Consider the following 14,836-nt stretch of genomic DNA (forward strand, 5'->3'; position numbering starts at 1 on the left):
AAGAACAGCAATCTCCACTCTTAACTCCAATGTTAGCATCGGCAGCTCGCTTAAAACTGCCAGTTTTACCCCAGGTGGGTCCGAATTACATTGGCATGTGGGTCATTTTTACATCGGTACTAACACTTATGCCTTACCCGTCAGGCTGTGATTCCCGACAAGAATGAGTGGCGAACCGGTACGGCCGGGCTGGTATTTGAGGCGTAGTTATCGGGGGGACGTCGTTGATAGCCCCCGATAGCTGCTTGCCTTGTAGCCGTCGACATCAGCTGTAGCAAGGAGCGCGCTGTCTCACCCGTGTCATAGCCGCAGGATGGACAGCATAACCGCCATACCAGAACCGGGGAAGGGAACACCTTCAATAAACCATGAATGCTAATATTCTGGCTTCATCGGATTGGTATAGCTAATTTATTAGCTGTAAACGCGAAGGAGCGCCCCCCACTTTGTCCTCAGGCAAGCTTGCGTCTTCCCATGGTGATGCTAATATTGTGGCGATACTAGGACCATAGAGTAAAAATACTATCGCCATGGCAAAACGAACGGCTCCACTCTTGCCCACGACCAATCAGTTGCTCATCGAATTCGGGGAGCGGCTGAAGCTTGCGCGTATGCGTCGTCAGCTGACTGCTAAGCAGGTTGCCGAGCGCGCAGGAATGTCTCCCATGACGCTGAGATCTCTGGAAGCCGGCGGGGCTGGCGTGACAATCGGCGCCTATCTGTCCGTCATGCAAGTCCTGGGGCTTGAGAAAGACTTGGCCATGTTGGGGGCCGAAGACGCAATCGGCAGACAGCTGCAGGATTCGCGGATGATGAAACGGAGTGCTACGCCGAAAGTTCAGCCTGGTCGCCGTCCTTCAACTGAGGTTCGGGGGGCCGTTGTCAGTGCAGGGGCTGCCAGGAAGAAGAGGGATACATTGCCACAGACCAACGAGCCAGGCGGTAGCTCCCCCGCCAAAGCGCGTGACGACAAGCTTTCTCTTGGCCAGGCGAATCGGCCAGCCAAGCTTTCCGGTACCTCATCGATAGCCCTTGCTTCGCTCTTGAATCTATCGAAGCCACGAAAAAAAGAAGGCGATAAGTCATGACCATGATCGGCGTGTATGCGGATTGGGACGGCTTGCCGGAACCCACGAGACTGGGGTGGCTGAATTCTCGCCAGACCCGAGCGAATGAGACCTTTGAATTTTCCTACGACCCTGCGGCATTGGCTGATCCCAACATAGGTAACGTATCGCTCGATCCACGAATTTTCTTGTTTGAAGGTGCACAGTTTCCGGCACAGCACCAGGACAGGTTCGGCATGTTTGCCGATTCCAGCCCTGACCGGTGGGGGCGCCTGTTGATGGACCGCCGCCTTGAGCGCGACATTCGTAGTGGTCTGCAGCCCCAGGGGGCTCGGCTCTATGAATCGGATTACCTGTTGGGAGTACACGATCTCTACCGGGTAGGGGCCTTGCGCTACAAGCTCAACGACGCTGGCGAATTTCTCGATGACAGACAAGGAATTGCAGCCCCTCCGTTCACAGAAATTGCGGCACTGGAACGTGCTGCCCGCGATCTGGAGGAGGACCCCGACAACCGGGCGCCGCAAGCTCAGGAATGGCTGAGGATGCTTATTGCGCCTGGGGGCTCACTGGGGGGCGCTCGTCCCAAGGCTAGTGTGGCGGACGAGAATGGGCATCTGTACATTGCCAAGTTCCCGAGTGCTCGCGATGACTACGACATAGGTGGCTGGGAGATGGTGGTCAATGCCCTGGCTGTTGGTTGCGAGCTCAATGTCGCAGCCGCCGACGCGCGAAAATTTGCCAGCGACCATCACTGTTTTCTGGTTCGCCGCTTTGACCGGACGCCTGAAGGCCGCCGCCTTCACTTTGCCTCGGCTATGACCATGACCGGGCACGTTGATGGTGATGATGCCTCCACGGGTGTCAGCTATCTGGAACTGGCCGAAGTCCTCATTCAGCAGGGGGCGCAAACCAACGTCGACCTGCGTGAACTTTGGTCACGGATCGTTTTCAATATCCTTGTCTCGAACACAGACGATCACTTGCGCAACCATGGGTTCATCCTGGTGCCGGGGCGCGGGTGGCGGCTGTCTGAAGCCTATGATATGAACCCCGTGCCTTTTGCCAATGGTTTGAAGCTCAATATCACTGAGGCAGACAACGCTTTGGATCTTGAGTTGGCACGTGAAGTCGCGCATTATTTCCGATTGAAGCCTGAGGAAGCCAATGAGATTATCGAGAGCTTTCGCGGCGTCGTCGGCCAATGGAGAACGATTGCCGATGCGTTGAGGCTCCCTGCTCGTGAGCAGGAACGTATGGCGAATGCATTCCGGCTTGCGGAGGAGTGAGCGGCGTAACGTTAATACCTCACTATCGGCGGAAAATCGGGTCATGGGCAGGCAGCCCAGACGTTCAGGCAGAACATAAAGATTAAAGGAATAGTACCGTGAACGGATCTCACCAGCACTTAGACAGCATATACACCAATGCTTACCCGCCATCAGACTGTTCCTGCGGAACAGGACATATCATGAGGCCCACTGGGGGTTATTCCGAGCCGAAGTGGCGGGCGGGGCCATGAGGCGTCCGGTGTATTTGTTCTGGGGAGTGCTGGATCTGTTTTACGTGATCCGATTCCTCTGGCTCCAGATTGCTGCAGGCAACATTCCGCTGTATCACGATATTCAGGCTTTCAGACAGCTCCACGAGCCAGGCGGTTACGCCGCCATCGTTTTCGGCCTTTCCTTGCTGCTTACCGTATCCATAGCCGGTTCGGCCTATCTGTTTTTATGCAACAGCCGTTATGCCAAGCCGCTGGCCTATGCCCAGCTGCCGTTGCGCCTGCTTTTGGCGGTGCCGTCGCTATCGTTCCTCCCGTGGTTGCTGCATCTGGGCGGAGCCTCGAGCCCATGGCTCAATCTTGGTCTGCTGTTGGTCTCTGAACTGCTGAAGTTCATCACTTTATATCGCACCCGAGCTTAATCGAGGAAAAGACAATGATTTAATCCCTCGAATAATGGCGATGAGATAACTAAAAATAATTATGACTAATTGTGATGGTTTCTCTTCCATTCATTCAGAATTCATCAGGAAGGGGACGGGGAAGGTGCCGACCACCAATCCTATTTTCGTCCAGATCGAGCTAAGGCTGTGCTACAAAGAGGGCTGGAATTCCTGGCGAAATGATTGTCTTCAAAAATAGTGAGTCCATATGCTTGGGTGTAGAAATATATGGGTATTCATGGCTTTCATTCTTGGAGGGTGTGACTTCATCGGAATGAAGAGCGGAGCTATCAATAAACACGAATGCTCTATCGTGCAAGCTGTCGAGTATAACTATCGAGAGGTTGAGAACAGTGCACCCTACATTCTTCTGCCTAAGGCATTGCAAACCGAGAAAACGGTCGTAGGTTTCCCGCTTAAGGGGAAAAACAAAGGATACGCGGTTATTCTGGCTGATGCCATTGGCGACCCTAAAGTGAAAATCTTGCCTAATGATGTCCCATTTTTGGTTACTAAAAACGCACTTTCCGAAATACGAGAAAAGACCAGGCTATCCGATGAGGTTGATAAATATCTTGCTGCACAGATAGATGACTCTGAGAAGATCCAGGACTAAGGGACGAGCCTTAAGCACTTGAGCGAGTCGGGTTAAATTATCTTTCGATGGGGAAAGAAGTATCCTGACAATGTATCCATATGATGCGAGTAATGCATATAGTGCATACCCGTCAGTTGGCTCACCTACGGCAGCTGCCACCTGCCACTCGCTCTGTTCGATTGTTTTCGGCCAGCATGAAGTGGAACGACGACGCCACGCTTCAGCTAGCTGCACATGGATTAAGTAAAGAGGGGGAGCCTCTGGCCATAGCTTGCCTCTCAAGGTGAAAACGCGGTGTAAATATTTCACCCGGTAAAAGAATTTTTTGGATTTTTTTCGATGTCCATCTTCTCAAGAAATGAAACGGGTAAGTGGGGGCTGCTGTGAAAAAAGAATCAAGAACGATGCAAGAAGTGAGTGGCCTAATGCGAGCCATTAATGGAGTTGATTGTGTTATGCGTAAAATCAACAATGAAGAAGTTCGCTTGCTAAGAGAAGGCTTGGATAGGGCACGATATCAGTGTGAACGCTATATCAATGGTGAGAAATTGGAATTCAAACCATCCGATCGCAATTTCTGATATAACTGATTTCAAAGAAATTGTTTGCTTCGGAGAGGCCGGTGATGGCAGTCCTTTTTGCTTTGATTTTAGAGATAGCCCAGAGTGTCCTGCAGTGATATGGTGGGATGATGACTATTGGAGGAAAATATCTGATTCATTTGAAGATTTTTCTTCTTTTTTTCATGCCAGAAGGTAGCCGGTAGCATAGGAAGGATGATGATGGAGGTGCCATGAAAAGAGCTATAGATGAACTTCGAAGTAGCATCTTGGCTACAACGAAAGATACTCGACGAAAAGTGAGCTTTGCATTGGCTATGGAGTTGGAATACTGCACACTTGAGACTCCAAATGTTCCAGATGAAATATTCACTCTATACACAGAGATTTTTTCCTCCTCTGTCCTTTGCGAGAAATCCGGAACTGATGGCTTTGTATTCGGGTTATTCAACGATTTTTACAAGCTGTCTGGTGAACAGCGGCGTAGCTTGCTGGAGCTATTTATTCTCAACGCTAGCCAATGCGCTGATTCTACGTTACGTCTCGCGATAGGCGACTTGATCGCTCGAAAGTATCCTCTGCGAGATGCTCTGAGGGCTTTCCACAGAATGTGGATCTCTGGTGAAAAAAATTCACGGACCATTGCCCAATTTGGTGTGGATGTCTTGTCTTTAATGCTGCCTAAAGAAGGGCTGGAGCGGGATGAGCTTCGCAAATTCGGTTTGGAAATGATGCGAAGAGAGAAGTAATCATCAATTAACGAAGAAGCATCGCCATGGGCAACTCTACGAGGAGCGGTAAAAATCTGGTTGCTGAACCTCCTCCGCTTAACGGCGCTGCTGCCGGAGCCTCATACCGACGGGGACGGGGCACTGATTACCAAGGATGAATCTGAAATAGGTAAGTTATGTTCAAAAGAACGATGTATTTTGCTTGCTCACTTTGGTTTCTCTCGGCGTCCTTTCATGCGCATTCTTTTGAGACAGATTTGAATGGGGGCGTTGTGATTGATTGGAGCGACTTTAGGAATATGGTAGAAAATTACAAGAGAAAGATTAAGTTGAGGGACAGTGTTGAACAAGCAACTAAGGCAGAGGAGGTGGGGAGGAAGTACTTCCTCGAGGGCCGTTACGAACACGCTTACTTTCTTGGCTTCGTTGAGGCTATTGGCCATGTTCCAAGGCCAGAGTATTTTTTTATAGCCGGAGACATAAGACTAAGAACGACGCTGTCACTCCATAGTGACTCTCCACATGCTCCCCCCGGATATAAGGCGTGCTGGAATAAGTATAAACTCGAGATGGATGTCAATAGAGAGTTGGAGTCTGCATTTCAAATGGCCTTTGGTTTGGTGGAGGAGCTGAATCTATCGAAAACAAGAGATTCCAAAATATACAAACAGGCCATGGTTAATGCATCGTGTTTTGCTTTGTTGAGAAGTAGGTATTTAGAACAGATGAGCGCACAGTGCGTACCGATCGTGGAGGTAAAAGCATGTCTTGGCAGTCCACTCCTGTTTCTATATCCCTGACCGAACAACAAGCAATGTTTCATGTGAAGAAGGTCATTAGCGAAAATCCTGCTACTTTTCGATGCGTGAAATGCGCAAGTCACCCGGAAATTTCAGAAGAGGAGGCGTTGCTTGGCACCTCTTTGCACCAAGGGTTGCGAGATTTTTTAGCTGGTTTTTCCAATGGGATGCGCTTTGGTGATATTCAGATATTGCCGGTTAGGTCGAAGAATAATGTTAAAAAGACAGCCAACTCTATAGCCTTTATCAATAGCTCGACGAGATCTATTTGGTTTGGCGGTGATCAGGAAACTTTTGATAAATTTATCATTTTTGCAACTGATGGTTCGCGTGGTTGCTTTAGCTTCAATAGGGAGATGGGTGACCTTTCGCGAATCTGGTATTGGGTTCAAGGTGATGAGAAAGTTATTGAGCTTGATTATGGGTTTTGGGCGTGGCTTGCCGAGACTATTGGGCAGGAGAAATGTATAAGGAACTAGTTTTTCCCCCTTGAGACCCCCCAAGAGGGATGCATATGTTGGAGGAGGGGTTTATCTTCCGACTGAGGTCCGCTGGCCCACAGCCAGCAACGGCGAACCTTTGATTCATATGATGAGTCTACCCGGATGGTGGTTCAGTGAAAACCTTAGAGGCAATAATTTCTGGATCTCCGTATTTATTCCATACGTAAGAGATCAGGTTGGTCACTATCGTCAGCTTTGCGAAAGGAATGGCCGCTCAGAGGCCGTTGTTGTTGGGTACGTGGCGAGTGAATCCCTTCGAAATGAAGGTGCAAGCGAGATCAACGAAGTTGGTAGGGTGGCAATTTCTCTGAGTAGTGACACCGATGATTCTGAGAATCTTGCCTCGAAAATTGACGGGGTGGATGCCTGGTTGCAGCGCCCAATTACGATACCAAGCATGCATAGAAGAGTTTCGATATACGGCGGTGATATTGATTTGGCTCTGCCGAATTATAAGGGCGTGCTTTCGGATGGCATGGGATATCTGTTCATCGATAATGCTGGGCTTGAGATGAAGAGCACAGAGTTAGGTAAGTTCTTTCTTCAGCTTGGTTAGATTTTATGTAAATCGGTATAGGTGCGAGGAGCTACAATTGGCAGGACGAAGACCCGCCTATGGCTTAATTAGGCAGTGTCACCTGAAAATGCAATAGTCCCGGCCAAGCGGCCTGGCCGGGACCTTCAGCGTTACACTCGTTCGGGGTAGGTGCTGTTGGCATAATTAAGTTGTGGAGTAAAAATATGGATTTTGAATTTTTGGCCACTGATGCAAGCTTTACATCTGACGGTGAAGTCGAGGTTTTGAGTTTCGTAGATCAATCAAGCGCACCTCGTGATTATTTGATCTTTCAGAGGGCAACTAATCCAGATAGCCAAGATATGGCGCTTGGGCAAGATGTTTACTACGTTGAGGTGGCTGAGGATGGCGTTTGTGGTTATGGGGGAATCGATAAGGTAAGGGTAGAGGTTGGGGTGATTGAGTTTGTCATCTCTAGAGGTGCTGAGTGGCGCGATGAGCTGGAGTCGGTGAGGGTAAGGCATAGCTTCTCTGTGGAAAAATTAACAAGCATAAAAAATGGTATCCAGAGGATATTCTCGGGATGTGGGGTAGGCTTGGATCTTTAATAAATGATGGAAAAAGAGAAAAGGGAATGTTTTTTGCTGGTCTGGGCATTTGACAGGATGATTGTCTTTCTGAAAAAGAAGGGGGTTGCTTTTCCGGATCAAAAAAAAGTGGAGAAATTTCTTGATCTCGCTTGGGAGGCTCTTCGAGATGATTCTGTCTCGAAAGTTTCGACAAGATCTATGGAGAGGCTTTTTGATGCACGGATCGTAGATGAGCAAGATGCAGGTTATGAAGAAATAGTCGTCAATATGTTTCTATACGCGCTCTCAAATTTTTGCATGTATTTTGAGGAGGGAAGTGCGAGTAGCTTGGGGGTGGCTAGAAATTCAATTTTGGATTTCTATGACTATATAGCCAGTCAGAGATATATCCTGAACAAGAAAGGTGGGCGAGCAGTTGTTTTGACCGATGCTGATGAAGAGGCTATCAAGAATGATCCTGATTTTTTGGGGGAAACTGTCTTTCAAGAGGCAGATGGGATTTTTGCCGAAAAAGTTGTCGATTGGCGACTTGTAGAGCGGCATCAGTAACTCTGTAACTCGCCTTTTGTTGAGGTCGAGGGGGGAAACTGTGAGTGACGGACTGTGTCCGAGATGTGCGGCGACAAGCGAGGTTCAAAGGCTTCGGCACGAGCTTGCTGCGTTTGACGCTCTATGGAGCGGCGTGAAGCGCTGGCGCAGGGCCTGATTGAGCAATTCGTGTTGACGCGGCTCGAACCTGCTCAAGCAATACGCCGGCACCCACTACCAGTACGACGCGCGCGGCAACCTCACCCAGCGCTGGCACAACGGCAAGGAAGGCCGCTTTACCTGGGATCTGTTCGACCGCCTCACCCACTACGAAGATGATCGCCTGAAGGTCGACTACAGCTACGATGCGCTCGGCCGGCGCCTGTCCAAGCACAGCCAGGCGCTGATTTACCAAGTGCTGAAGGGCGTTCAAAAGCGTGGCGGTAATGTGGAAAATGCATTGAAGGACATTGGTCGACGCATGGAGTCAGGTTCTTGGAAGGCGACATTTGGTTGCTGTTGCGAATAGGATAACTCAATGATTTTAGAGGATAGTTTAATTAAACATCAGCTTGCTGAACTTCGGCATGATTTTGAGGGGCAGCCGAATTCGGACTGGTATGATGAGTATTTGCGAACGACTGATGCCATTGATGAATGGAGATTTTCGTCTGGAGATTATTTTTCTCCAGTGCCTTATGAGGCAGAGCGTAGTGGATTTCCTTCGCCGAAAATTATTAAGAAATCTTATGAGACTGTTGATGAGGCCCGGTGGCGAGGAAAATACTGCGCCGGTTTTTTGGCGGGGCAGCACCTCGTTACTGTCATGCCGAGTGAGCCAAACATTCAGGCACTTGATGCCGACTTCTTTAGCGTGAGCGAGGAAGGGATTATCACCATTCGGAGTATCTCATGTAAAAGCATGCACAGGCCAGGGAAGAGGAGTTCCCGGGTAATTGGTATGCGTAGATTAAATGACCTGGGTGAGGGGGGGAAATTATATTTGGGTGTTGGGGAGGGTGGGGCGTGGTTCGTATTTATCTATAAATATTTGCGTGAGAGACCAGTGACGGCACTTGGGTATTCTAATTTGGCTACCTCTGGATCTGGCTGGGAGTACCACTATGATGAGTTGGGTGGGTTAAGTGAGATTACATCTGGCTCTGGCGTTATTTGGGTGAAGAAGCGATGATTAAATTGATCGGTTGGTGAAGTCGCGGGATGGGAGGTGAATTTGATGACAGTCCTATCTCTAATGGGCGTGAACTGATACAGCATTTTTTAATATGATCGTTCTTTCGATAACCTATCAACGGCAATTCGGCCCTAGCTTGCAACGTTGGCAACCTGGTGCGCGAGCACCAGCACTACACCCGCCTGGGCCAGCCGCTGGTGGGGGTGTGGCAGCACGAGTATGACGCGCTGAACCAGCGCATCGCCACCGTGCGCCCGGACGGCCACCGCGTCAGCTGGCTCACCTACGGCAGCGGCCACTTGCTGGCGCTGCAGCTCGACGAGCGCGAGCTGGTCAGCTACGAGCGTGATGACCTGCACCGCGAAGTCGCCAGAACCCAGGGCAACCGGCTGCTGCAAACACAGCAGTGGGACGCCATGGGGCGGCTGAGCGAGCAAGTGATCGCCCATGAAGCCAAAGGGCCGACCGGGCAAACCGCAGGCGGCAACCGCCTGCTGGTGCGCCGCTACCGCTACGACGCCAGCGGCCAGCTCACCGACATCAACGACACGCGGCGCGGTCAGCTCGCCTACCGCTACGATCCCGTGGGCCGCCTGCTCGAAGCGCAAAGCCGGCTGGGCCACGAGACCTTCGACTTCGACCCGGCCAGCAACCTGATGGACCCGGCCGAGCAGCGCGAAGCCGAGCGCCAGCGTATGCCGCGCATCAAGGCGCTGGACAACCTGCTCAAGCAATACGCCGGCACCCACTACCAGTACGACGCGCGCGGCAACCTCACGCAACGCTGGCACAACGGCAAGGAAGGCCGCTTCACCTGGGACCTGTTCGACCGCCTCACGCACTACGAAGATGATCGCCTGAAGGTCGACTACTCCTACGATGCACTCGGCCGGCGCCTGTCCAAGCACAGCCAGGCGCACTACGAGGAAAGAAGAGAGGCCGGGCCGCACTGGAACCGCGCCGAGCGGGTCAAGCGCAACCGCGAGCTGCAGTGTGGTTTCACGCTGTACGGCTGGGATGGCGACACGCTGGCCTGGGAAAGCAAGATCGCTGACGAGGACGGCTTTGGTGCGCGCACCACGCACTACGTCTACGAGCCGGGCAGTTTTGTGCCGGTGGCGCAGGCGGTGCACAACGACGCCATCGAGTTGCTCGACCAGCCCGAGTACGGCGACTACTACCGGCAGAGCGAAGACCCGCTGTGGGGCCCTCCGCCGCCTGCGCCGCCGATCAACAGCCTGGCGTGGTACCAGTGCGATCACCTTGGCACGCCGCAGGAGCTGACCGACGAGCACAGCGAGATTGCCTGGAGTGCGGAGTACCGGGCGTGGGGTGTTGCGCAGGAGGCGATTCGCAAGGCCTCGGGGAAGGCACCGATCGCCAATCCCATCCGCTGCCAGGGGCAGTACCATGACCATGAATCGGGGCTGCACTACAACCGGTATCGGTATTACGATCCGGAGGTGGGGAGGTTCGTTAGCAAGGATCCGATTGGTTATGCTGGTGGCCTCAATGTCTTCCAGTATGTGCCGAACCCAACGGGATGGATTGACCCTCTCGGGCTTGCAAGTTGTCCATGCGATTGCGAAAAGGTCTTAGCCGATGCAGGGCTTGAGGTCGGCCCTCATTCGCAGATGGCGTCAAAGACGCGAGGTACTCTGAACGATTCGCATCACATATATCAGGACAAAGCTGTCGAGTCTCTGCCACATTATAAGCGCGAAGATGCAATGACGGTCATTATTCAGGGCCGCAACCCTGATAGAACGACTACTGGAACTCCTCACTACAATGCTTCGAGAGTTCAAAACACATCTCAAGCAGGAGGGATGCTTGGCTCTGAAACCGTAGTGGCGTTTAAAGCACTCCGAGCAGCAGGCTTAGGGCCGAAAGAAGCAAAATGCGCCACGCTTAAGGCGAGAGGTTACTTGGCTGGACTCGGCGGAAGCGCTGGGTCTTCTACCAAAATTCCGAAATCCAGACGTCGATAGGAGGATTTGATGCGCGAACAACGTGTAGAGGTGTTGAACGTAGCGTACGAGCTTATTGAGGATTTTTTGTCTCACATGAGCAATGGAGACTACGTCTTTCTTAAAGATAAATATGGTGTGAGTGATGCGGTGGCAGTGGAAATGAGAGCGTTCTTGGAGGAAAATGTAGACGAAATAAATGCTGTTATCCTACCGCCGCCACGTCAAATTGCTTTTAACGAGCGTGGGGGGAGAGTGCCGTTGGCAGCATACGGAGAGCAAGACGAGAATTACTGTTGGAGGGTCGAGTGTTTGCTTTGGATTGATGGGCGCGAAAGTGAAATAACTGCGTATTTCGATCTTTTTCATGAAAATGAGGTTTTCAGGATTGAGTATCTCTATCTCGGCTCTTGAGCAAGCGTTTCCCTTCCTGAGCTTTTCGTTCAGCTGGATTGATTCATGAGATCAGCTAAGGAAGTGGAGGTGTATCGAATAATCGATCGACTCGTTGATGCCATAATAAGGAGGAGAGGGGCGCTTTGGTGCGCGAATTTGGGGTATCGGATGAGGTGTGTGAAGAGATTTTTGATGCCTTATCCGGATATTTCGATGGCGCGCCAGCTTGGGCGCTTCCTCCTGAGAGCATTGCATTAAATGGTGGTGACGGTTCGCGGGATTTTGATTTTTATGAAATGAATCAACCTGGAGTATGGGGGGGTGAATGCCGACTATGGCATGGGGGAAAGAGAGCCGAACCGATACTTCACGCTGATTTTACTGAGGTAGACGGAAAAATGGTTATTGATTTCCGATATATTGAAAATTGATCTTCCCTGGGTCCAGTCCGGCAAGCAGGTGCGTGAGCACCAGCATTGCACTCGCGCTCTAAGAGTGACTCGTACGTGGAGTGATGGGATGGAGAAGATTTTTTTTAAATTTAATGTTGTGGATGATTATCCGCCGGTATCCATGGAGAGTGTGTGGTCGGAGAGGATGGATTCTGGGTTGTTTAGGATTGGAAATATTCCGTTTTATACGAAAGACGCAAGTCTTGGTGATGCTGTTTCGGCAGAAATTGGAGTGGATGGAGAGTTGATATTTAAGGGGGTTGTGGTTCCTAGTGAAAATAGTACGTTCAGAATCGTGATTTTTGATGATGGAGTAAATCAGATTCAGAAGGTTCTAGGGGCTCTTGTGGAGATGGGCTGTGCATGGGAGGGAATGGGAGATCGGTTCTATTCTTTCAATGTGCCGGGGGATGTGGATTTCGATGATGTGCTTGTCCTGCTTGATAGATACGTGCAGGCTAATTGGCTTGATTACGAATATGGCATGATTCGCCAGTGAGTGCGGGGCTAATCTGGCGAGATCGATGGAGAAAACCGTGAATAACGGACTGTGTCCGAGATGTGCGGCGACAAGTGAGGTTCAAAGGCTTCGGCACGAGCTTGCCGCGCTCGACGAACGTATTGAGGCGGTGCGCTCTACGGAGCGGCGTGAAGCGCTGGCGCAGGTGCAGGGTCTGATTGATCAGTTCGTGTTGACGCGGCGCGAAGTGTTCGACACGGCTGCGGCTCGGCCACTCGTATCGGGGCGTGCCGTAGCGCAACCAGCCCGAGATCCAGATATCTACGGCATCTACCGCGATCCGGTAACGGGGCAGACATGGGACGGGTCGGGCCGACTGCCAAAATGGCTGAAAGGCAAGCAGCGCGAGTTGTATTTGGTAATAGGATGAAGGGCGCGGGCAAGGGGCATGGCATGCGCCAGCAATCGACAAGAGGGCGGATGGCCTGATCGGCAAGGAGCCACTACATGACGAGGGAGCAGACATTTGGCACGGCTGAATTTGCCGGAGATCTGGCCGACAGCACGATGGCTGTTGACCAGCCCACACTTACGCCGGAGGCATTAACCAGCCTGCTGACCATTACGGTGCCGAGAGGGCCCGTTTCGGTGAAGGGGCTGGCGTCGGAGGTGCGGTACTGGAGCAAACCGGGCAGCAGCGAGGTGACGCGGATTTATGGGCGCCTCGTGTTGGCCGAGGCCAGCATCCGCTTTGAACTGCAGCCTCACGCGGCCATACGCGAGGGCGAACCGGTGGTGCTGCATGGCACCTTGCGCGTGAAGCAGGCGGACGGCTTTCGGACCACGCATGAGGTCAGCCTGATCGGTGACGTGGTCGGCCGCTGGATGCCGCGCGACGATGTGGACGCGGAACTCTCGGTTCCGCTGGTGCGGGAGGGCCCGCGCCTGCCTCTGGAGGCCGCTTTGTCGACGCATGGCCCGCAGGCCTTCGCTTTTCTGGCGACCGACACAGCCTGGGGTGACCTGAACCAGGCCGCCCGGGCACTCCTGTGGCTGGCCCAATGCCGGCGCGTTACGACCAACTTCATGCAGCCGGACCGTTTCGTTGCCGATGTGAAAACGCTTTGCGAAGATCCGACCGTGAAGATGCTGGTGGTTGCCCGCGGCGGCGGCGAGGGCTTGTCGCTTGTCGGTGATTCCACGCAGGTGGCCGATGCGCTGCTCAAGAGCGGGCGCGCGTTCTACTCGGCGCTGGGGCATGAGACGAATGTGCTGCTGCTCGACAAGCACGCGGATCAGGCCTTTGCCACGCCATCGGTATTGGGGCAGGCGCTCGTCGAGGCGAGCCGCTTGATCGACCGCGAGCGGATGCGCACGCAACGTGAGCAGGCATTGCAGGAGGCGCACAACAAACTGCTGCACGAGCACGATGCGGTAACGAAGCGGCTGGCCGAGCTCACATCGGCTGCGGCCACAATGCCACCCGCGCCGCAGGAGCGTACGGCGGGCGGGCCAACGGCGCTACCTGGGCGCTATGTGCTGTGGATCGGGCTGCTGGCCGTGGTGGCGTTCTTGGTTGGCAGATGCTCAGGCTAGAGTCGCTTGGAACGGGCATGGCTTGGCTGCTGTAACAGAGGACTGTCTCGTCAAGTCATGTTCGACAGCGACGGTGGTCAGTGCTCAAGGGCATTGAGGCACCATGCGATCACGACGCAATACTTCGACGACACCGACTGCTTGCATGGGCGACCAGTGACGGCATTTGGGTATTCTAATTTGGCTGCTTCCGGATCTGATTGGGTGTATCACTACGATGATTCAGATGAATTAAATGAGATTGCATCTGGCTCTACGACTCTTTGGGTGAAGAAACGATGACTACGTTGAGCAGTCGATGAAGTTGCAGCATGATTCGGAAAATCTTCAGGTTAGATAATATTCCCCATGCCAAGGAAAAGGGAAGAAGTAAAATGGATAGAACTGTCTTTATGACATTCGATGATTTTGTGAAGATCAATTCGGAATTGCTGGAGAAAACCGGGCTTACCCTTTACCGATCGGAAAGCTATGAACATCCGTTTGTGCAAGTTGAGCGGATTGATTCTGATGCATGGCGGGATAGTGGATTGAGCGCGTTATGTCTGCTTATCGGAAGATCCGAGGATGAAGGTAGGATTTTTGGCGCTCGACAATTTGACATTAAGAGAGATTGCCGCGTTGGTTTTGTAGATGTCGATTACGGAGGAGATGATGAAAATGCAATTGGTGCGTCGCACTACGGAGCTGATACATCAGATACTGCAAAATTGGTTAACCGAGAGCTCGATAAGTTGCTTAAGGCGTATGCTCATAAGGGAGTGATTGATGCCGAAGGCAATGGTGGTCGAATTTTAGATAATTACTACTGGACTGACGCTGCATTTTTCAGCGCTAAGAACTGGCACTGGCTCCTTGGGAGCGGTGTTCGCAAAGAGCGAAATAAAAATCCAGGTTATCGACCGAAACCGGAATGAATTACAGGACGG

At 52.0% G+C, this 14,836-nt stretch carries 21 protein-coding genes; all 21 read left to right on the plus strand.

Going from position 1 to position 14,836, the window contains the following annotated elements:
• The first annotated feature begins 530 nt into the window (after positions 1–530).
• The 21 genes from M6G53_RS20345 to M6G53_RS20435 all read left to right on the plus strand — a co-directional run bounded on the left by M6G53_RS20345 (position 531) and on the right by M6G53_RS20435 (position 14,824).
• Positions 531–1,088, plus strand: coding sequence for a helix-turn-helix domain-containing protein (locus M6G53_RS20345; RefSeq protein ID WP_253334109.1), 558 nt, complete (start codon positions 531–533; stop codon positions 1,086–1,088).
• Entirely contained in the window at positions 1,085–2,356 is a 1,272-nt protein-coding gene (locus M6G53_RS20350; protein ID WP_253334110.1) for a type II toxin-antitoxin system HipA family toxin, read from the plus strand. Before M6G53_RS20345 ends, M6G53_RS20350 begins: the two co-directional genes overlap by 4 nt.
• A gap of 241 nt (positions 2,357–2,597) precedes the next feature.
• On the plus strand, positions 2,598–2,990 hold the full coding sequence (locus M6G53_RS20355; RefSeq protein WP_253334111.1) for an arginine:ornithine antiporter: 393 nt from the start codon (positions 2,598–2,600) through the stop codon (positions 2,988–2,990).
• A gap of 259 nt (positions 2,991–3,249) precedes the next feature.
• Positions 3,250–3,627 (plus strand): hypothetical protein, encoded by a 378-nt coding sequence (locus M6G53_RS20360; RefSeq protein ID WP_253334113.1) that lies wholly within the window; start codon positions 3,250–3,252, stop codon positions 3,625–3,627.
• Between the two features lie 365 nt (positions 3,628–3,992).
• On the plus strand, positions 3,993–4,190 hold the full coding sequence (locus M6G53_RS20365; RefSeq protein WP_253334115.1) for a hypothetical protein: 198 nt from the start codon (positions 3,993–3,995) through the stop codon (positions 4,188–4,190).
• Positions 4,147–4,368: an SMI1/KNR4 family protein gene (locus tag M6G53_RS25605; protein ID WP_366519511.1), complete on the plus strand. Its 222-nt coding sequence runs from the start codon at positions 4,147–4,149 to the stop codon at positions 4,366–4,368. The genes M6G53_RS20365 and M6G53_RS25605 overlap by 44 nt, the downstream gene beginning before the upstream one ends.
• Before the next feature lie 34 nt (positions 4,369–4,402).
• Positions 4,403–4,918, plus strand: a complete 516-nt coding sequence (locus M6G53_RS20370; RefSeq protein ID WP_253334117.1) for a hypothetical protein — start codon at positions 4,403–4,405, stop codon at positions 4,916–4,918.
• Between the two features lie 254 nt (positions 4,919–5,172).
• Positions 5,173–5,700 (plus strand): hypothetical protein, encoded by a 528-nt coding sequence (locus M6G53_RS20375; RefSeq protein ID WP_253334119.1) that lies wholly within the window; start codon positions 5,173–5,175, stop codon positions 5,698–5,700.
• Positions 5,664–6,179: an SMI1/KNR4 family protein gene (locus M6G53_RS20380; protein ID WP_253334121.1), complete on the plus strand. Its 516-nt coding sequence runs from the start codon at positions 5,664–5,666 to the stop codon at positions 6,177–6,179. The genes M6G53_RS20375 and M6G53_RS20380 overlap by 37 nt, the downstream gene beginning before the upstream one ends.
• A gap of 100 nt (positions 6,180–6,279) precedes the next feature.
• Positions 6,280–6,759 (plus strand): hypothetical protein, encoded by a 480-nt coding sequence (locus M6G53_RS20385; RefSeq protein WP_253334123.1) that lies wholly within the window; start codon positions 6,280–6,282, stop codon positions 6,757–6,759.
• A 185-nt stretch (positions 6,760–6,944) separates the two neighbouring features.
• Positions 6,945–7,328 (plus strand): Imm10 family immunity protein, encoded by a 384-nt coding sequence (locus M6G53_RS20390; protein ID WP_253334124.1) that lies wholly within the window; start codon positions 6,945–6,947, stop codon positions 7,326–7,328.
• Positions 7,329–7,331: 3 nt separating this feature from the next.
• Positions 7,332–7,859 carry a hypothetical protein gene (locus tag M6G53_RS20395; protein ID WP_253334125.1) on the plus strand — a complete coding sequence of 176 codons (528 nt, stop codon included), beginning with the start codon at positions 7,332–7,334 and terminating at the stop codon, positions 7,857–7,859.
• A gap of 187 nt (positions 7,860–8,046) precedes the next feature.
• Positions 8,047–8,367 carry a hypothetical protein gene (locus M6G53_RS25735; RefSeq protein ID WP_494546275.1) on the plus strand — a complete coding sequence of 107 codons (321 nt, stop codon included), beginning with the start codon at positions 8,047–8,049 and terminating at the stop codon, positions 8,365–8,367.
• Positions 8,368–8,376: 9 nt separating this feature from the next.
• Positions 8,377–9,030: a hypothetical protein gene (locus tag M6G53_RS20400; RefSeq protein ID WP_253334126.1), complete on the plus strand. Its 654-nt coding sequence runs from the start codon at positions 8,377–8,379 to the stop codon at positions 9,028–9,030.
• A gap of 158 nt (positions 9,031–9,188) precedes the next feature.
• Entirely contained in the window at positions 9,189–11,024 is a 1,836-nt protein-coding gene (locus tag M6G53_RS20405; RefSeq protein ID WP_253334127.1) for an RHS repeat-associated core domain-containing protein, read from the plus strand.
• 9 nt (positions 11,025–11,033) lie between these two features.
• The gene (locus M6G53_RS20410) at positions 11,034–11,417 is read left to right on the plus strand and encodes a DUF7668 domain-containing protein (RefSeq protein WP_253334128.1); all 384 of its coding nucleotides are present in this window, start codon (positions 11,034–11,036) and stop codon (positions 11,415–11,417) included.
• Between the two features lie 125 nt (positions 11,418–11,542).
• Positions 11,543–11,830 (plus strand): hypothetical protein, encoded by a 288-nt coding sequence (locus M6G53_RS20415; RefSeq protein ID WP_253334129.1) that lies wholly within the window; start codon positions 11,543–11,545, stop codon positions 11,828–11,830.
• Positions 11,831–11,918: 88 nt separating this feature from the next.
• Positions 11,919–12,350 carry a DUF4265 domain-containing protein gene (locus M6G53_RS20420; RefSeq protein WP_253334131.1) on the plus strand — a complete coding sequence of 144 codons (432 nt, stop codon included), beginning with the start codon at positions 11,919–11,921 and terminating at the stop codon, positions 12,348–12,350.
• A gap of 25 nt (positions 12,351–12,375) precedes the next feature.
• Complete coding sequence (locus tag M6G53_RS20425) at positions 12,376–12,741, plus strand: H-NS histone family protein (protein ID WP_253334132.1); 366 nt, start codon at positions 12,376–12,378, stop codon at positions 12,739–12,741.
• A 77-nt stretch (positions 12,742–12,818) separates the two neighbouring features.
• Entirely contained in the window at positions 12,819–13,907 is a 1,089-nt protein-coding gene (locus M6G53_RS20430; RefSeq protein ID WP_253334133.1) for an exodeoxyribonuclease VII large subunit, read from the plus strand.
• 311 nt (positions 13,908–14,218) lie between these two features.
• Positions 14,219–14,824, plus strand: coding sequence for a hypothetical protein (locus M6G53_RS20435; protein ID WP_253334134.1), 606 nt, complete (start codon positions 14,219–14,221; stop codon positions 14,822–14,824).
• The last annotated feature ends 12 nt before the right edge of the window (positions 14,825–14,836 follow it).

Source organism: Serratia nevei (assembly GCF_024160145.1).
Lineage (GTDB): Bacteria > Pseudomonadota > Gammaproteobacteria > Enterobacterales > Enterobacteriaceae > Serratia > Serratia nevei_A.